Here is a 17,529-nt window from a genome sequence, read left to right on the forward strand (position 1 = left end):
GACACGATTTTGCTCCCCGAACTCACGGCAGCATAATCAAATAACTGACCCGCACGGTGTCGAGGCAAACTCCACCACTCAGCGGGACGTAACCGGGCCTCCCGGGTTTCCGCGCTCAAAGCCGCTCCGCTTTTCATGCTCCCAGCCTATGACCGGGCACCGACAATTTAGACCAGCCAGCTGTCGCGTCGACGCCCATCCTGTTTTCGCCCGGTTCATCAGGACCCACAGCTTTCTGTTGGGCGGTCTTGGCAATAGTCCCAGTGCGCCCAAAGCCCCGTCGTTTGCAGGGCCGGAGCAGCTCAAGTCCATCCGGTAGCCGGGCCGAAGCCCCCATGGAATTGAGGGCCCGACCCCTCGCCGACAAACGGCGCTAACGGCTCCTCTGCTGCTCAGCAAACCGGGCGATCACCCTGGAATCAGTTTTATGGAACGTTCGCCAGTCGGTGTCGACGTCGACCCAGCGCGCGGGTTGGCCAACCTCCGGCACGAGTTCTGTGGCCGGGTCAGCGATCGCCCAATAGGACAGGTTCAGCGTCGCTGACCAGTCCTTTCGATACGAGCGGGCAGCCGCGAAAGCCGGGCGGTCGGCGGCAACGATTTCGACGCCGGTCTCTTCAGTAAGCTCGCGAAGTGCGCCCCCTCGTGGGGTCTCATCCGGTTCCACTTGTCCGCCTGGCGGTACGAGGCCTCGCCAGCGATGCTGAACAACGAGGATGTGCCTGAAGTCCGGCGTGAACACCCACACATCGGCTGCCAGCGGGCGCGGATCCCTATGCCAATCCGACTGGAACCAGCACTGGAGTCCCTCTTCTGCGATGTGCGCCATCGGCATGTCCCGGATGGCCGCGTCAACAGCTCGCTTGTCGTGCACTGGAACCTCCGTTTGGTTGTAACGAGCGGCAGTTACGGGCAACGCGACGTGCAGCCCCAACACCTACCCCCTACAGCACGTCGACGCCGTCAAGGCGCAGCTGCACCGGATCGTCGGTGCGCCTGGCTGCGGCCGCCGCCTTCACCGCGCGCATCGCTTTGGTCGTGTCGGTGGCCTGGGCATACGGAATGAACAGCAGGGTCCGGACGTCTTCGCCGCTGCGCCGGCCTGCGCCGTCCGGCGGTGACCCGATGCCGGCCGTCGGTGACCCGCCCCCGCCGCCACCTCCCAGCGGCGCCGGTCCGGCCGACCGCAGCACGATACCCTGATTCGCCAGCGCCAATTCGACGGCCCGGCTGAAATGTTCGACGGCGGTCCGGCCGCCGGTAACGGACGCAATCCTGACCGCCGGCGGCAGCGACAGCTCCTGCCGTAGCGCGAGTTCGCGTCCGGCGAACCCTGCGGGGTCCCAGCGCAGCAGCGCCCCGACACCGGCCGTGTCCTCGGCGGTGATGACCACCAGGCCACCTTCGGCCGCGGGACGGACCAGGGCGGCAGCGTTGAACCAGCGCCGCACGGCGTCCTCCCCCGCCCGCAAGTTTTCCCGGCGCAGCAGCGAGTCGCCGTCGAGCAACAGCGCTGCAGCGTAGCCGCCGGCAGCGACCGGCTCGGCCCCGACGGTGGCAACAACCAAAGCCTTTCCGTCGGGGACCGTGGCGAGGACGCGGTCCCCGGACGACGTAATGACGGGCTTGCCCGGAAACGCCCGGCCCAGCTCCTCGGCCGTCCGCAACGCTCCCGTGGCACCCCGGCGGAGCCGGTCTCCGTTGCAGTGCACGCAGCGCCACCCAGGAGCGGCCATCGAGCACCAGCGGCAGACCGGCAACGCGGCGCTGCCCGCCGGTCCGGCGATCGCCAGCGGCCCGTTACAAGCGGTACAGCGGACCGGTTCGCGGCAGCGTTCGCACGCCAGCGACGGGGCGTAGCCGGCCCGCGCCACCTGAACGAGGACAGGACCACGTTCCAGGCCCTCTTTTGCCGCCCGCCACGCGGCCCCGGGCAACCGCGCAATCCGGGCAAGCGGGTCGCGTTCCTGCTCAAAACTGTCAGCGGTGTTGAGCACGCGCGGCACGCTGCGGCGCAGCACGGCGCGCCCCGCCGTGACCGGGCTGGCCCAGCCGGACTCCACCAGCCGCTGCGTCTCGGTACTGCGGGTGTGACCGGCGAACAGGCAGGCGGCTCCTTCGTGCGCCGCCCGGAGCAGTAGCACTTCACGCGCGTGCGCGTAGGGGGAGCGCTGCTCGATGTGAAGGTCGTCGCCGTCATCCCAGCAGACCACAAGGCCCAGATTATGCACCGGGGCGTAGGCGGCGGAGCGGGTGCCCACTGCGACGCCGGCCGCCCCGCTGAGCACCCGCAGGAAACTGCGGTACCGCGGGGTCTGGCCGTCGTCGGCGGTGAGCCGGGCGACGTCCCCGGCCGGAAGGCGCTCCAGAAGGGCCGCCTCGGCCCGGTCTAGATCACGGTAGTCCGGCACCACGACGACGGCGCCGCGCCCGGAGCGGCGGACGGCGGCGACCGCCTCGGCAACCAGCCGGGGCCAGCCGCGGGCACCGAACCCCTGCAGGGCGCTCAGTACGGCGCGCGGGGACTCCCCCGCAGCCAGGTGCTGCAGGAACGCCGGCCCGTTGTGGTAGTCCGCCCAGCAGGACGCTGTGGCATCCGCTATTGCTGCAGGCGCGGTGACGGTCCGGTCGCTGGCGGCGTCGAAGAGCGCAGGGTCCAACAGTCCGCCGGGCGCGAAGTCCTTTTCCAGTCGCGCCATGCGGGGCGGGACGGCGACGCGCAGCACGTCGCTGACGGTTCCGGCGTAGCGGGCTGCGACCCTCCCCGCCAGTTCGGCCACCGCGGGCGTGAGTACCGGGACCGGGGACAGGACCTTGTACAGCGGCACCAGGGCGTGGCCCGCGTCGGAGTCCGCTGTCCGTTCGAGCAGGTAGCCGCCCAGTTCCTGGCCGCTGAATTTCACCTTGACCCGGACGCCTGGCCGGGCAGCTGCGTCGAGCCCGGCCGGCACGCTGTAGTCGAACGGCCGGTCCAGGTGCGGGAGGGACGATTCCAGCAGCACCCGTGCCACCGGCAGTTCCGCGGCCAGGGGCGGCCCCGCGGCAGCCGCGGAGGCGGGGAACCCGTGCAGCAGTGAGAGCTGGAGCGGTTCATCCGCCGCCGACGCGCCGCCATGGGATGCAGTCATGGCGTCTGCCTCCCTTCAGCGGCTGGTCGGGTATTTCAGTGCGCGGGCACGTGGTCGATCGACGCAACGGGCAGTTTGCACGAGCGGTTAAGACTGTAGCCAGGCCGCCGTTCAGCGGTCTGGCTACAGCACATCACAGGGCAGCGACATTTTAGGGCAGTGACATTTTACGGCAGTGACATTTGGCATCACGGCCGGCACCTACGCGTTGAAGTAGGCCTTCAGCGCGTCGACCCGGTCGAGGCGTTCCCAGGTGAAGTCGGGATCATCGCGGCCGAAGTGGCCATGCGCGGCCGTCTTGGCGTAGATCGGCCGCTTGAGGTCAAGCGCGTCTATGATGGCGCGGGGACGCAGGTCGAAGATCTCGGCGATCGCCGCACTGATCCTGGCCGGGTCGACGGTTTCGGTGCCGAAGGTCTCCACGTACGTGCCCACCGGGCGGGCCTGCCCGATCGCGTACGCAATCTGGATTTCGGCGCGCTTGGCGAGGCCGGCGGCCACCACGTTCTTGGCAACCCAGCGCATCGCGTACGCGGCCGAGCGGTCCACCTTCGACGGGTCCTTGCCGGAGAAGGCACCGCCGCCGTGCCGGGCCATGCCGCCGTAAGTGTCGACGATGATCTTGCGGCCGGTCAGGCCGGCGTCGCCCACCGGGCCGCCGATCACAAAGGCGCCCGCCGGGTTGAGGATGTTCCGGGACCGGGAGATGTCCAGGTTTGACAGTGCCATGACCGGGTTGACCACGTGTTCGGCGAGGTCCGCGCGCAGCTGGTCGAGGCTGGCGCCTTCGGCGTGCTGGCTGGAAATCACGACGGTCTCGACCGAGACCGGACGGTCTCCGTCATAGCCCACGGTCACCTGCGTCTTGCCGTCGGGCCGCAGGTAGTCCAACATCCCGGACTTGCGGACCTCGGTGAGCCGCTCGGACAGCCGGTGCGCGAGCCAGATCGGGACCGGCATGTAGGACGGGTTTTCGTCGCTGGCGTAGCCGAACATGAGGCCCTGGTCGCCGGCGCCCTGGAGGTCGTAGTCATCCTCCTGGCGGCCTTCACGGGCTTCGAGCGAGTTGAATACGCCGCCGGCGATGTCGTTGGACTGCTGGCCGATGGAGACCGAGACACCGCATCGGGCCCCGTCGAAGCCGTTCGCGGAGGAGTCGTAGCCGATCCCGAGGATGGTCTCGCGGACAATCTGCGGGATCTCGACGTAGGCGTCCGTGGTGACCTCGCCGGCCACATGGACCAGGCCGGTCGTCGCGAGGGTCTCCACGGCAACGCGGGACTCCGGGTCCTTGGCCAGGAGGGCGTCGAGGATTGAGTCGCTGATCTGGTCACAGATCTTGTCGGGGTGTCCTTCCGTCACCGACTCGGAGGTGAAGAGCCGAAGAGCGGCGGGCGTGGACCCGTGGAGGTCTGGGATGTGCAGCGGTAAAGTCACTCAACTACCTTACTGGTTGGAAAACGGGCGTCCGGCGGCGTGTGTCCCCCTGCTAAGGAGACCTTGATTACGGCAGCGCTCAAGCAGGCCGGATAAACCGGCTCAACTCGGCGCTGATCCGGTCAATCACGGCAGCGGCGACGTCGGACTTGGAACCCGACGCCTGTTGGGGTTCGGAGCCGGACCGCGAAAGGATGACCACCTCGTTGCTGTCCTGGCCGAAGACCCGGTCCATCCCCACTTGGTTGACCACCAGCAGGTCGCAGGCCTTGCGGCGCAGCTTGGCCGCGGCGTATTCGAGGACGTCCCCGTCGGCGTCGCCGGTCTCGGCCGCGAACCCGACGATCAACTGGTTCCGGGACGCGGCGTCACGGACCTCGACGAGTTCACGCAGGATGTCCGGGTTGCGGACCAGCGAAATCACGGGGTCGGCGGCGTCGTCACGTTTCTTGATCTTGGTGCCGGAGACGTCGGCCGGCCGGAAGTCCGCCACCGCGGCGGCCATGATGACGACGTCGGAATCCGCGGCGGCGTGCAGGGCGGCCTTCCGCAGTTCCAGCGCGGTCTCGACCTGCACCAGTTCGACGCCGGCGGGTGCCGGGACGTCCATGTGCGCTGCCAGCAGCCGGACCCGGGCGCCGGCCGCACGGGCGGCAACAGCCAGCGCAACCCCCTGCTTGCCGGAGGACCGGTTGCCCAGGAACCGGACCGGGTCCAGGGGTTCGCGGGTGCCGCCGGCGCTGATCGTCACGGTGAGCCCGGCCAGCGGCCCGGCCCCGGAGGCAGAGGGTGAAACGGATTCCAACGCCGACAGGTCCGGTGAGGCGGGGACCGCGGAAGCGCCGGCCAGGGCCAGCGCGGCGGCGAATATCGCCGCGGGTTCGGGCAGCCGGCCCGGACCGGAATCCTCCCCGGTCAGCCGTCCGGTGGCGGGCTCAAGCACGGTGACACCCCGGCTGCGCAGGGTTTCCACGTTGGCCTGGGTGGCCGGATGGCGCCACATTTCGGTGTGCATGGCCGGTGCCATCAGCACCGGGCCGCCCGCCATCAGCAGCGTGTTGGTGAGCAGGTCGTTGGCCTGGCCGGTGGCGGCGCGCGCCAGCAGATCGGCCGTAGCCGGCGCGACGACGATCAGATCCGCCTCATGGCCGAGCCGGACATGGTTGACGGTGTGCACCTCGTCGAAGACGCTGTTGCTGACCGGGTGCCCGGAGAGGGCCTCCCACGTGGCAACACCGACGAACCGGGTGGAGGCGTCGGTGGGTATGACGGTGACGTCATGGCCGGCTTCAGTAAAAAGCCGGAGGAGCGACGCCACCTTGTAGGCGGCAATCCCTCCCCCGACTCCGAGGACTATGCGCACGTGACCTCCGTCAGGCAGCGGAGTTATTACTCTGCTGCGGGTTCGATCGGCGTGGAAACGAGCTTGCCTTCGTTGATTTCGCGCAGCGCGATCGAAAGCGACTTCTCGTTCAGCTTGGTGTCGACCAGCGGGCCGACGTACTCGAACAGGCCCTCGTGCAGCTGGGCGTAGTAGGCGTTGATCTGCCGGGCGCGCTTGGCACCGAAAATCACCAGTCCGTACTTCGAATCGGCAGCCTTCAGCAGCTCGTCGATCGGCGGGTTGATGATGCCTTCAAGGTTCGTGGACACGAATTCTCCAAATTCTAACGGGCCGATCCGACCCGGCGGTTAGTGCGGGTGCGGGGTCAGCCCCATGAGTGAAACAAGCTCATCCGCTGCCCGGCGAACGTCATCATTGATGACGGTGTGATCGAACTCCGGTTCAGCGGCTAGTTCTACTTTACCGGTTTCCAGTCGACGTTGCTGTTCCTCGGCCGATTCCGTGCCACGGCCCACTAGACGGCGCACCAATTCTTCCCAGCTGGGCGGGGCGAGGAAGACGAACTGCGCGTCCGGGACGGCCTGCTTCACCTGGCGTGCGCCCTGCAGGTCAATCTCCAAAAGCACCGAGCGGCCCTCGGCAATGGCCGCATCCACAGTGCTCTTGAGGGTGCCATACGTATTCTGCCCGTGCACCACGGCCCATTCCAGGAGTTCCCCGGCTGCCACGAGGGATTCAAACGCGTCCTTGGACTTGAAGTAGTAATGCACCCCATCGACCTCCCCAGGCCGCGGCGGGCGGGTAGTGGCCGACACCGAAAGCCAGACTTCGGGATAGTTGTCCCGAATATAGGTGGATACGGTGCCTTTGCCGACAGCCGTCGGACCGGCGAGGACTGTCAGTCCCGGTTTCTTGCTCACGTATTCCTTTGGGCGGTGGGGGGAGCTCGGCGGACCAAGCTATTTCTCGTCTATAAAATCTACCAGCGCCCGGCGCTGGTGTATTCCCAGGCCCCGGAGCCGCCGTGAGGCGGCGATGCCAAGCCGGTTCATGATGGCCGCTGCACGCACCTGGCCGATCCCCGGCAACGCCTCCAGCAGTTCAACCACCCGCATCCGCGCGATCGCCTCCTCCGTCTCCCCGGCGCTGAGCAGCTCCGCGACGGACAGTTCCCCGGACTTCAGCCGCTCCTTGGCCGTCGCCCGGGCTGCCCGGGCCGCGACGGCCTTGTGCAGGGCATCGGCACGCTCCTGCGGTGTGAGGGATCGTAAGCTCACTGAGGTCCTCCCTGCGTAGCTGTCCCGAACCTACCGTCTGGCGCCCCCGGAAATCAATCGAACGACGACGGCGCCGACGCCCGGCTACGCGGCGCGGAGTGCGTCGAGTGTGCGTTTCGCCGCGGCGCGCAGGCCCGGCAGCTGCGGGCCGGCGCCGAGGATGTCACGGCTGGAGGTACCCAGGACCTGGCCGTAGGCACTGCCGAAGGTGCGCCGCAGGTCGGCCGCCGTGCCGCCCTGCGCGCCGAGACCCGGCGCCAGGATGGGGCCGCGGACAGCGGCGAGGTCCAGGTCGAGGTCCGCCAGCGCGGAGCCGACGGTCGCGCCGACGACGAGTCCCACCGACCCCAGTTCACCGGCATACCTCAGGTTCTCGGCGGCCGCGGCCCGGGTGATGCGCCGGGCCACCGAGTCGGCGCCGCCGGCGTGCTGCACGGACGCGCCCTCGGGGTTGGAGGTCAGTGCCAGGACGAAGACGCCGCGGCCGGTCTGCGCCGCGAGGTCCAGGGCCGGCCGGAGCGATTCGAAGCCCAGGTACGGGCTCAGCGTGACCGAGTCCGCGGCCAGGGCCGAGCCGTCGCGCAGCCACGCATCCGCATAGGCGGCCATGGTGGAGCCGATATCGCCGCGTTTGGCGTCGGCGATGCTGAGCACCCCGGCGTCCGCGGAGGCGGCCAGGACGCGTTCCAGCACGGCCATGCCGGCCGAGCCGTGGCGTTCGTAAAGTGCCACCTGCGGTTTCACTGCGGCAGCCAGGGATGCCACGGCGTCGAGCACGGTCAGCGAGAAGCGTTCCAGCCCCGCGGCGTCGTCGTTCAGGCCCCACCGCTGCAGCAGCGCCGGGTGCGGGTCAATCCCTACGCAGAGCGGGCCCCGCTCCGCCATGGCCCGGCCCAGCCGGGAGCCGAAGGGCTCCCGGCCGGCAGACGCGGCGCTGCCGGCCTCAGGCATGCTGAGGCACTCCGTCCGCGGCGGCGGCGGCCTGCGCGACCCGCTCCTGGGATGAAGCCAGGGCGGCAGCGTGCTCCTGCAGGCTGGTGACCGACCATTCGTAGGTCCGCATCGCCTCAATGGCCTGGACGGCTGCGTTGAACTCGGCGACCGTCGTGATGCACGGGATGCCGATCGAGGTCGCGGCGGCGCGGATTTCGTACCCGTCGCCGCGTGCTTCGCCGCCGGAAGGGGTGTTGAAGACCATATCGATCTCGCCGGCGACGATCAGGTCTGCGATGGTGCCTTCACCCTCCGCGCTGGAGCCTTCGGCGACCTTGCGGACCGTGCTGGCCTGCAGGCCGTTGCGGCGCAGCACATCGGCTGTCCCGCCGGTGGAGACGATCTCAAACCCGAGGTCCGAGAGGCGCTTGACGGCCATAATGATGGCCCGCTTGTCCCGGTTGGCGACGGAGACGAAGATCTTGCCCTCGGTCGGCAACGCGTTGTTGGCCGCCGCCTGGCTCTTGGCGAAGGCGGTGTCGAAGTGCTTGTCGATGCCCATGACCTCGCCGGTGGAGCGCATTTCCGGGCCCAGCAGGGAGTCCACAACCTTACCCTCAGGGGTGCGGAAGCGGCTGAACGGCAGCACCGCTTCCTTGACCGCCACCGGGGCGTCCAGCGGCAGCGTGGAGCCGTCGCCGGATTCGGGCAGCACCTTGTAGGCGCTGCGCAGCTGGTTGATGGTGACGCCGGTGCCGATCAGGGCCGCCGCCTTGGCCATCTGCACGCCGGTCGCTTTGGACACGAACGGCACGGTCCGGGAGGCGCGCGGGTTGGCTTCGAGCACGTAGAGCACATCGGAGGCGAGGGCGAACTGGATGTTGATCAGGCCGCGGACGCCGACGCCTTCGGCGATGGCTAGCGTGGCCGTCCGGACCCGGTCGATCACGTTGTTGCCCAGGGTGATCGGGGGCAGCACACAGGCCGAGTCGCCGGAGTGGATCCCGGCTTCCTCGATGTGTTCCATGATGCCGCCGAGGTACAGGTCCTTGCCGTCGTAGAGGGCGTCGACGTCGATCTCGATAGCGTCCTCGAGGAACCGGTCGATCAGCACCGGGTGGTCGGGCGTGATCTCGGTGGCGTTGGCGATGTAGCGGGAGAGGTTCGGCTCGTCGTAGACGATCTCCATGCCGCGTCCGCCCAGGACGTAGGAGGGGCGGACCAGCACCGGGTAGCCGATCTCGTCCGCGATCTTCTTGGCGTCCTCGAAGGAGACGGCGGTGCCGTTTTTCGGGGCGACCAGCCCGGCCTTGTCCAGGACACGAGAGAAGGCGCCGCGGTGCTCGGCCAGGTCGATCGCCTCCGGGGACGTGCCGAGGATCGGCACGCCGGCGTCGGCGAGCTGCTGCGCGAGCTTGAGCGGGGTCTGGCCGCCGAGCTGAACGAACACGCCCATCACGCCGCCGGTGCGCTCCTCGGCCGCGATGACCTCCAGCACGTCCTCGAGCGTGAGCGGTTCGAAGTACAGCCGGGTGGAGACGTCGTAGTCGGTGGAGACGGTTTCCGGGTTGCAGTTGACCATCACGGTCTCGTAACCGGCCTTGCGCAGCGCCATCGAAGCGTGCACGCAGGAGTAGTCGAACTCGATCCCCTGGCCGATCCGGTTCGGTCCGGAGCCGAGGATGATGATGGACGGCTTGGCGTGCAGCGCCACCTCGTCCTCCTGGTCGTAGGAGGAATAGTGGTACGGCGTGTACGCAGCGAATTCGGCGGCGCAGGTGTCCACGGTCTTGTAAACCGGGCGGATGCCCAGGGCCTGCCGGACGCCGCGGACGACGTCCTCCGAGTGGTGCGTCAGGGCGCCGATCTGCTCGTCGGAGAAGCCATGCCGCTTGGCGCGCTGCAGGATCTCAGCGCTCAGGGCACTGGAGCGGCGGATCTCCTGGGAGATCTCATTCAGGAGCTGGAGCTGGTCCAGGTACCACGGGTCGATCTTGGTGGCCTCGAACAGCTGCTCCACGGTGGCGCCGCCTAACAGGGCCCGCTGGACCTGGTGCAGGCGGTCCGTCGTCGGACGTTTGGCCTTTTCGATCAGCTCGGGGACTTCCCATTCCGGGACCGGGCCGAAGTCCAACTGCGAGCCCTTCTGTTCCAGCGACCGCAAAGCCTTCTGTAGCGCCTCGGTGAAGTTCCGGCCAATCGCCATGGCCTCGCCCACCGACTTCATAGTGGTGGTCAGGGTGGGGTCCGCTGCCGGGAACTTCTCGAAGGCGAAGCGCGGGACCTTGACGACGACGTAGTCGAGGGTCGGCTCGAAAGAGGCCGGCGTCTTCTGCGTGATGTCGTTCGGGATCTCGTCCAGGGTGTAGCCGAGCGAGAGCTTGGTCGCGATCTTGGCGATTGCAAAGCCGGTGGCCTTGGAGGCCAGGGCCGAGGACCGGGAGACGCGGGGGTTCATTTCGATCACGACGACGCGGCCGGTGTCCGGTTCGACGGCGAACTGGATGTTGCAGCCACCGGTGTCAACGCCGACTTCACGGATGACGGCGATCGAGATGTCGCGCAGCCGCTGGTACTCGCGGTCCGTCAGGGTCAGGGCCGGGGCGACCGTGATCGAGTCGCCGGTGTGAACGCCGACCGGGTCGAAGTTCTCGATCGAGCAGACCACCACGACGTTGTCGTTCTTGTCCCGCATCATCTCAAGCTCGTACTCCTTCCAGCCGAGGATGCTCTCTTCGAGCAGCACCTCGGACGTGGGGCTGTACTGCAGGCCCTGGCCGACGATCCGGCGCAGGTCGTTTTCGTCATAGGCCAGGCCGGAGCCAAGGCCGCCCATCGTGAAGGAGGGCCGGACTACCATCGGGTAGCCCAGGTCTTCGGCCGCGGTGAGGGCCTCCTCGATGGTGTGGATGATGTGGCTGCGGGCGGATTCGGCGCCGCAGCGTTCCACGACTCCCTTGAACTTCTCGCGGTCTTCGCCGAGCTCGATCGCGGCGATGTTGGCCCCGATGAGCTCCACGTTGTACTTCTCCAGCACGCCGTTCTTGTCCAGGGCGATCGCAGTGTTGAGCGCGGTCTGGCCGCCCAGGGTGGGCAGGATCGCGTCGGGGCGTTCCTTGGCGATGATCTTCTCGACGACCTCGGGGGTGATCGGTTCGATGTACGTGGCGTCGGCGAACTCCGGGTCGGTCATGATGGTGGCCGGGTTGGAGTTGACCAGGATGACGCGCAGGCCTTCGTCCTTGAGGACACGCAGTGCCTGGGTGCCGGAATAGTCGAATTCGGCCGCCTGGCCGATCACGATCGGGCCGGAACCGATGACCAGGACGCTCTTAAGGTCAGTTCTCTTGGGCATTACTTCTTGTCCTCAGTCTGGGATTCGGTGGCAGTCTTTGGGTTTGTCTCGGTCTTTGAAGAGGTGCCCTCCATCAGCTCGATGAAGCGGTCGAAGAGGTACGCGGCGTCGTGCGGGCCGGCGGCTGCTTCGGGGTGGTACTGGACCGAGAAGGCGGGGATGTCCAGGCAGTACAGGCCCTCGACGACGTCGTCGTTGAGGCTGACGTGGCTGACCTCAACCCGGCCGAAGCGCTCCTCCGGCGCCTGCGTGGCGCCCTCGAGCGGTGCGTCGACAGCGAAGCCGTGGTTCTGCGAGGTGATTTCGACCTTGCCGGTGCGGCGGTCCATGACCGGCTGGTTGATGCCGCGGTGGCCGTAGCGGAGCTTGTAGGTGCCGAATCCCAGGGCGCGGCCCAGGATCTGGTTGCCGAAGCAGATGCCGAAGTAGGGCAGCTTGGCGTCCAGTACGGAGCGCAGCAGGTTGACCTGGTTGTCGGCGGTGGCGGGGTCGCCGGGGCCGTTGGACATGAACACGCCGTCTGGGTTGACTGCCTGGACGTCGGCCAGGGTGGCGGTGGCCGGCAGGACGTGGACCCGGACGCCGCGTTCCGCGAAGCGGATCGGGGTCATCCGCTTGATCCCGAGGTCGATCGCGGCGATGCTGAACCGCGGTTCGCCGTCCCAGCCCCAATCGCCGGGCTCGACCGTGTACGCCGTTTCGACGCTGACTTCCTCGGCGAGCCGGGAGCCTTCCATCGGCGCGCTGGCCAGCACGGCCGCCACGAGTTCCTTGTCCGTGGAAGCTGCGGCCTCGCCGGAGAAGATGCCGGCGCGCATGGTCTTGTGTTCGCGCAGGTGCCGGGTGATGGCGCGGGTGTCGACGCCTTGGATGCCGACGATGCCCTGGTCGACGAGTTCCTCATCGAGGCTGCGTTCCGAGCGCCAGTTGGACGGCCGTCGGGCGGCGTCGCGGACGATGTAGCCGGCCACCCAGATACGGCGGGATTCGGCGTCGTCCTTGTTCACTCCGGTGTTGCCGATGTGCGGCGCGGTCTGCACCACGAGCTGGCGGGCGTAGGAGGGGTCCGTGATGGTCTCCTGGTAGCCGGTCATGCCGGTGGCGAAAACCGCTTCGCCCAGCGCGGTGCCGGTGGCGCCGTAGCTGCTGCCGCGGAAGATCCGCCCATCTTCGAGGACGAGCACGGCGGGGGTGGATGCTGCTGCCGCGGGTGGCGCGTCTGTCACTGCTTCTTCTGTCACTGCTTCTTCTGTCACTGCTTCTTCTGTCACTGCTTCTTCTGTCACTGCTTTGGCTATCACTTCGTTGGATTCCGTCACGTCGTTACTTTCCACTATCGGCTTCTGCCCGAGGGGCTGCGGAGATCAATTCTTGGAGGGCGGTCAGGAGCACGGTCTTGTCCTCGGCCCGGCGGGTGCGGAAGCCGGTGTCCAGCTCCTTAGCTCCGAGCATCCAGCTGACCACCAGGAGTCCGTCCTTTTCGACGAATTTTCCGGCCATGCCGCTTTCCTGCCGGACTCCGGTGAGCCGGCCGGCCGGGATGAAGACCGGGCCTGCGCCCGAACGGTCGAACAGCACGCCTTCGGGATGGACGCTGAGTTCGGCATTGCTGCGCAGGCCGAGCCGGTGGACAGCGATCCGGTCCAGCCAGTCGCCGGCCGTGGTCGAGGCGACATACTGGCCGTCGGCGCCGGCCAACGGGGCGCCCAGCTCGTCGGGCACCGGGGGCAGCGGCTCGACGTCGCCCTGGCGGCGCAGCCGGTTCCGCCAGCCGATCCCGATCAGGGCCAGCACGACGGCGATCCCAACCAGCGTCAGGACGAGGGAGAGTTCCTTGACCATCAGGGCCGGCCCGCCGCTGCGGTGGCAGTGTTCCCGGCGGAGTCCGCGGTCTCCGGGAGCCACCGGTACGGGGTGTTGAGTTTGCCGTCCAGGACGGTCGGATGACCCTTGAAGAAGGTGGCCATCACCTTGCCCGGGAGTTCCCGGCCGGCAAACGGAGAGTTACGGCCCATGGTTGCCATCTTAGAAGGGTCTACCGTCCAGCGCGCAGCCGGATCCACGAGTATGACGTTGGCGGGTTCGCCGGATTCCAGCGGCCGGCCCTGGTCCGCCAGCCGGCCGATGGCGGCGGGGGTGGTGGAGGTCACGCGGGCAAAGCCGTCCCAGTCCATCAGCCCGGTGTCGATCATGGTGTGCTGCACCACCGAGAGGGCGGTTTCCAGTCCGGTCATGCCCATCGCGGCCTGCGCCCATTCGCATTCCTTGTGTTCGCTGGGGTGCGGGGCGTGGTCAGTGCCGACGACGTCGATCGTGCCGTCCGCCAGCGCGGAGCGGAGGGCCTGGACGTCCTGGTCGGTGCGCAGCGGCGGGTTGACCTTGTAGACCGGGTCGTAGCTGCGGACCAGTTCGTCGGTCAGCCAGAGATGGTGCGGCGTGACCTCTGCCGTGACGTTGATGCCGCGCGACTTGGCCCAGCGGACAATCTCCACGGAGCCGGCCGTGGAGACGTGGCAGACGTGCAGCCGGGATCCCACGTGCTGGGCGAGCAGCACGTCCCGGGCGATGATGCTTTCCTCCGCGACGGCGGGCCAGCCCGTCAGGCCGAGCACCGCAGAGACGACGCCCTCGTTCATTTGCGCCCCGGCGGTCAGGCGGGGTTCCTGCGCGTGCTGGGCGACGACGCCGTCGAACGCCTTGACGTATTCCAGGGCGCGGCGCATCAGGACCGGGTCGCTGACGCAGACGCCGTCGTCGGAGAAGACCCGGACCCGGGCGCGGGAATCGGCCATGGCGCCGAGCTCGGCGAGCTGTTCCCCTGCGAGGCCCACGGTGACGGCACCGACCGGGCGGACGTCCACCCAGCCGGCGGCGCGGCCCAGGCTCAGGACCTGCTCGACGACGCCGGCGGTGTCCGCCACCGGGGTGCTGTTGGCCATGGCGTGCACGGCGGTGTAGCCGCCCAGGGCCGCCGCGCGGGTGCCGGTCTCGACCGTTTCGGCGTCCTCGCGGCCGGGTTCGCGCAGGTGCGTGTGGATGTCCACCATGCCGGGCAGAGCCACTAGCCCTGCTGCCTCAATGACAGTGGCGCCCTCGGCGGGCAGGTTCTGGCCGCGGCCGGCGATCAGGCCGTCGCGGATCAGCAGGTCTTCGGCGGCGCCGCCGAGGATCGAGACTCCCCGGATGAGGTAGGTGCCGGTGCTGCCGGTGTCCTGGTGCTGTGATGCCATCAGTGGCTCTCCTTGGAGTCGGCGAAGGTCGGGGTGGCTGGTCCGCGGGTATCCCCGGAGAGCAGCAGGTAGAGGGCGGCCATCCGGATGGACACGCCGTTGCGCACCTGGGCCAGGACGGTGGAACGGGGCGAGTCGGCGGCCGCCGAGGAAATTTCCAGCCCGCGGTTCATCGGGCCGGGATGCATGATGATGGTGTCCTTGAGGCCCAGACGGTCGAGGGAGCGGAGTCGGTTGTCGTCAAAGCCCCAACGGCGCGAGTACTCGCGGGTGCTCGGGAAGTAGGACGCGTTCATCCGTTCGCCCTGGACGCGGAGCATCATCATCGCGTCCACGCCCTGGGTGAGGGTCTCGTCGAGGTCGTAGCTGACGGTGCAGGGCCACTGTTCGACGCCGACCGGCAGCAGCGTGGGCGGCGCCACCAGAGTGACTTCCGCTCCCAGGGTGCGCAGCAGCCAGACGTTGGAGCGGGCCACCCGGGAGTGCAGCACATCTCCGGCGATCGCGACGCGCATGCCCTGCAGGTCAGCCCCGGCGGACGGGGCGCCGGCCAGTTTCGACCAGTGCCGCCGCATCGTGAACGCGTCCAGCAGGGCCTGGGTGGGGTGCTCGTGGGTGCCGTCGCCGGCGTTGATGACGGCGGCGTCGATCCAGTCGGTCGCGGCGAGCCGGTGCGGGGCCCCTGACGCCCAGTGCCGGATGACGACGGCGTCGGCCCCCATCGCGGCAAGCGTCTGTGCGGTGTCCTTGAGCGATTCGCCCTTGGAAACGGAGGACCCCTTGGCGGCGAAGTTGATGACGTCCGCGGAGAGCCGCTTGGCCGCGGCTTCGAAGGAGATCCGGGTCCGGGTGGAGTCCTCGAAGAACAGGTTCACGACCGTCCGGCCGCGCAGCGCGGGGAGCTTCTTGACCTCCCGCTCCCCCACCGCGGCCATCTCTTCCGCGGTATCGAGGATGCGGATGGCGTCCGCGTAGGGGAGGTCTTCGGTGCCGAGCAGGTGCTTCATGCGCTGGCCTCGATCACAACTTCGTTGACGGGGCCGTCGGCGGCGGAGTCGGTTTCCTCGAGCCGGACGCGGACTTTCTCGGCAGAGGAGGTGGGCAGGTTCTTGCCGACGTGGTCCGCGCGGATCGGCAGCTCACGGTGGCCCCGGTCGATCAGGACTGCGAGGCGGACGATCCGGGGGCGGCCCAGGTCGATGATCGCGTCCAGCGCGGCCCGGATGGTCCGGCCGGAGTAGAGCACGTCGTCGATCAGGACGACCACCTTGTTGTCGATCCCGGTGCGGGGCAACTGGGTGGGGTATGGCGGCCTGGTGGGCTGGCGGGAGAGGTCGTCGCGGAACATGGTGACATCCAGCTGGCCGACAATTGCGGCGGCGTCCACGGTGGGATCGGCGGCGGCGATCTTGGCGGCCAGGCGGACCGCGAGCGGATAGCCGCGCCGCGGAATACCAAGTAGGACAAGGTCCTGGGAGCCCTTGTTGGACTCGAGAATCTCATGGGCGATACGAGTGAGTGCACGGTCGATGTCAGCCTGGTTGAGCACAACCCTGCTGAGTTGGACCTTGGCCGGAACCGGTGCCTCTGGGACAGAAGTCAACGCTCGTCTCCCCTTTCCCCGCCTCTCGGGACGGAATTAAAAAAGGATTATTTGCGCCTCCAAATTACCACAGGCGCCGCCGCGCCCCCCGCCCGGGCCGGGGCGGCGTCCGTCACATCCGCGGGACGCCGGTCGCCGCAAACAACAAGGGCCGGCGGCCGCCGCGGGGCGGGGCACCGGCCCTGTGATGCACAGCGTTTCAGGCCAGCAGCGAGGGCTTCAGCTGCTGCAGGCGGCCCAGCAGGCCGTTGATGAACGACGGCGACTCATCCGTGGAGAGCGTTTTGGCCAACGCGACGGCCTCGCTCACAGCGACGCCGTCCGGGACGTCGTCGTTGTAGAGCAGTTCCCAGGTGCCGATCCGAAGGATGATCCGGTCCACCGAAGGCATCCGTTCCAGCGACCAGCCCTGCGAATAGGTTTCCAGGAACTCGTCGATCGCCGCCTGGTAGGACACGACTCCCTCGACGATCTCCAGGGTGTAGGGGTTAATGATCTGGTCCGTCTGTTCGCGACGGAAACGCAGCACATCGAAGGCTGAGATGGAACGCTGCTCCGCCTCAAAAAGAACATCCAGTGCCCGGTTTCGGGCCTTACCGCGGGCGCTCACTAGTCGGTGACCCGGCCAAGGTAGCTGCCGTCGCGGGTGTCGACCTTGACCCTGGTGTTGTTCTCGACGAACAGCGGCACCTGGATCTCGTAGCCGGTCTCCAAGGTGGCGGGCTTGGTGCCGGCGGAGGAACGGTCGCCTTGCAGGCCCGGTTCGGTGTAGGTGATTTCCAGCACCACGCTCGGCGGCAGTTCGATGTAGAGCGGGTTGCCTTCGTGGATGGCGATGTTCACCATCTGGTTCTCCAGCATGAAGTTGGTGGCGTCGCCGACGGTGGCGCCGGGGACCGTGAGCTGGTCGAAGTCCGAGGTGTCCATGAACACAAAGTCGGCGCCGTCCTGGTACAGGTACTGGTAGTCGCGGCGGTCAACCGTGGCGGTCTCGATCTTGAGGCCGGCGTTGAAGGTCTTGTCGACGACCTTGCCCGACATCACGTTGCGCATCTTGGTGCGGACAAACGCTCCACCCTTGCCGGGCTTGACGTGTTGGAACTCGATGATGTTCCACAGCTGGCCCTCGAGCTTCAGCACGGTTCCATTCTTGATGTCGTTAGTCGTTGCCACAATATCCTCTGGTTTCATTGTCCGCTGGTTTCAAGCCGCCAGCCGCTT

General features: G+C 67.9%; 16 protein-coding genes. All 16 read right to left on the bottom strand.

Annotated features, from left to right (window positions below; genetic code table 11):
• Positions 1-373: 373 nt before the first annotated feature.
• Positions 374-874 (bottom strand): NUDIX domain-containing protein, encoded by a 501-nt coding sequence (locus ABIB14_RS13720; RefSeq protein WP_354236461.1) that lies wholly within the window; start codon positions 872-874, stop codon positions 374-376.
• Positions 875-944: 70 nt separating this feature from the next.
• The gene (locus ABIB14_RS13725) at positions 945-3,128 is read right to left on the bottom strand and encodes a primosomal protein N' (protein WP_354236462.1); all 2,184 of its coding nucleotides are present in this window, start codon (positions 3,126-3,128) and stop codon (positions 945-947) included.
• Positions 3,129-3,329: 201 nt separating this feature from the next.
• Positions 3,330-4,565, bottom strand: a complete 1,236-nt coding sequence (metK, locus tag ABIB14_RS13730) for a methionine adenosyltransferase (RefSeq protein ID WP_354236463.1) — start codon at positions 4,563-4,565, stop codon at positions 3,330-3,332.
• 79 nt (positions 4,566-4,644) lie between these two features.
• Entirely contained in the window at positions 4,645-5,928 is a 1,284-nt protein-coding gene (locus tag ABIB14_RS13735; protein ID WP_354236464.1) for a bifunctional phosphopantothenoylcysteine decarboxylase/phosphopantothenate synthase, read from the bottom strand.
• 26 nt (positions 5,929-5,954) lie between these two features.
• Positions 5,955-6,218 carry a DNA-directed RNA polymerase subunit omega gene (gene rpoZ, locus ABIB14_RS13740; protein WP_354236466.1) on the bottom strand — a complete coding sequence of 88 codons (264 nt, stop codon included), beginning with the start codon at positions 6,216-6,218 and terminating at the stop codon, positions 5,955-5,957.
• Between the two features lie 39 nt (positions 6,219-6,257).
• Positions 6,258-6,830 carry a guanylate kinase gene (gmk, locus tag ABIB14_RS13745; RefSeq protein WP_354236467.1) on the bottom strand — a complete coding sequence of 191 codons (573 nt, stop codon included), beginning with the start codon at positions 6,828-6,830 and terminating at the stop codon, positions 6,258-6,260.
• Positions 6,831-6,869: 39 nt separating this feature from the next.
• A complete protein-coding gene (gene mihF / locus ABIB14_RS13750) occupies positions 6,870-7,187 on the bottom strand; it encodes an integration host factor, actinobacterial type (protein WP_354236468.1) in 318 nt (105 codons plus the stop codon).
• A gap of 84 nt (positions 7,188-7,271) precedes the next feature.
• Complete coding sequence (gene pyrF, locus ABIB14_RS13755) at positions 7,272-8,138, bottom strand: orotidine-5'-phosphate decarboxylase (protein ID WP_354236469.1); 867 nt, start codon at positions 8,136-8,138, stop codon at positions 7,272-7,274.
• Complete coding sequence (carB, locus tag ABIB14_RS13760; protein WP_354236470.1) at positions 8,131-11,475, bottom strand: carbamoyl-phosphate synthase large subunit; 3,345 nt, start codon at positions 11,473-11,475, stop codon at positions 8,131-8,133. Before carB ends, pyrF begins: the two co-directional genes overlap by 8 nt.
• The gene (carA, locus tag ABIB14_RS13765; protein WP_502909670.1) at positions 11,475-12,716 is read right to left on the bottom strand and encodes a glutamine-hydrolyzing carbamoyl-phosphate synthase small subunit; all 1,242 of its coding nucleotides are present in this window, start codon (positions 12,714-12,716) and stop codon (positions 11,475-11,477) included. The genes carB and carA overlap by 1 nt, the downstream gene beginning before the upstream one ends.
• An 82-nt stretch (positions 12,717-12,798) precedes the next feature.
• Positions 12,799-13,317, bottom strand: a complete 519-nt coding sequence (locus tag ABIB14_RS13770) for a PH-like domain-containing protein (protein WP_354236472.1) — start codon at positions 13,315-13,317, stop codon at positions 12,799-12,801.
• Positions 13,317-14,705, bottom strand: coding sequence for a dihydroorotase (locus tag ABIB14_RS13775; RefSeq protein WP_354236473.1), 1,389 nt, complete (start codon positions 14,703-14,705; stop codon positions 13,317-13,319). The genes ABIB14_RS13770 and ABIB14_RS13775 overlap by 1 nt, the downstream gene beginning before the upstream one ends.
• Positions 14,705-15,712: an aspartate carbamoyltransferase catalytic subunit gene (locus ABIB14_RS13780; RefSeq protein ID WP_354236474.1), complete on the bottom strand. Its 1,008-nt coding sequence runs from the start codon at positions 15,710-15,712 to the stop codon at positions 14,705-14,707. The genes ABIB14_RS13775 and ABIB14_RS13780 overlap by 1 nt, the downstream gene beginning before the upstream one ends.
• Positions 15,709-16,308 carry a bifunctional pyr operon transcriptional regulator/uracil phosphoribosyltransferase PyrR gene (pyrR, locus tag ABIB14_RS13785; protein ID WP_354236475.1) on the bottom strand — a complete coding sequence of 200 codons (600 nt, stop codon included), beginning with the start codon at positions 16,306-16,308 and terminating at the stop codon, positions 15,709-15,711. The genes ABIB14_RS13780 and pyrR overlap by 4 nt, the downstream gene beginning before the upstream one ends.
• 199 nt (positions 16,309-16,507) lie before the next feature.
• Positions 16,508-16,918 carry a transcription antitermination factor NusB gene (gene nusB / locus ABIB14_RS13790; protein WP_354236477.1) on the bottom strand — a complete coding sequence of 137 codons (411 nt, stop codon included), beginning with the start codon at positions 16,916-16,918 and terminating at the stop codon, positions 16,508-16,510.
• Positions 16,918-17,481 carry an elongation factor P gene (efp, locus tag ABIB14_RS13795; RefSeq protein WP_354236478.1) on the bottom strand — a complete coding sequence of 188 codons (564 nt, stop codon included), beginning with the start codon at positions 17,479-17,481 and terminating at the stop codon, positions 16,918-16,920. The genes nusB and efp overlap by 1 nt, the downstream gene beginning before the upstream one ends.
• Positions 17,482-17,529: the final 48 nt, after the last annotated feature.

The sequence above is a fragment of the Arthrobacter sp. UYEF3 genome (genome assembly GCF_040546245.1).
In the GTDB taxonomy this organism is placed as follows: domain Bacteria; phylum Actinomycetota; class Actinomycetes; order Actinomycetales; family Micrococcaceae; genus Arthrobacter.

Excerpts from the sequence above, each read along its gene's own strand:
- pyrF (WP_354236469.1), bottom strand. The coding sequence starts at position 8,138 with ATGCCTGAGGCCGGCAGCGCCGCGTCTGCCGGCCGGGAGCCCTTCGGC.
- ABIB14_RS13775 (WP_354236473.1), bottom strand. The coding sequence starts at position 14,705 with ATGGCATCACAGCACCAGGACACCGGCAGCACCGGCACCTACCTCATC.
- carB (WP_354236470.1), bottom strand. The coding sequence starts at position 11,475 with ATGCCCAAGAGAACTGACCTTAAGAGCGTCCTGGTCATCGGTTCCGGC.
- ABIB14_RS13770 (WP_354236472.1), bottom strand. The coding sequence starts at position 13,317 with ATGGTCAAGGAACTCTCCCTCGTCCTGACGCTGGTTGGGATCGCCGTC.
- ABIB14_RS13780 (WP_354236474.1), bottom strand. The coding sequence starts at position 15,712 with ATGAAGCACCTGCTCGGCACCGAAGACCTCCCCTACGCGGACGCCATC.
- ABIB14_RS13725 (WP_354236462.1), bottom strand. The coding sequence starts at position 3,128 with ATGACTGCATCCCATGGCGGCGCGTCGGCGGCGGATGAACCGCTCCAG.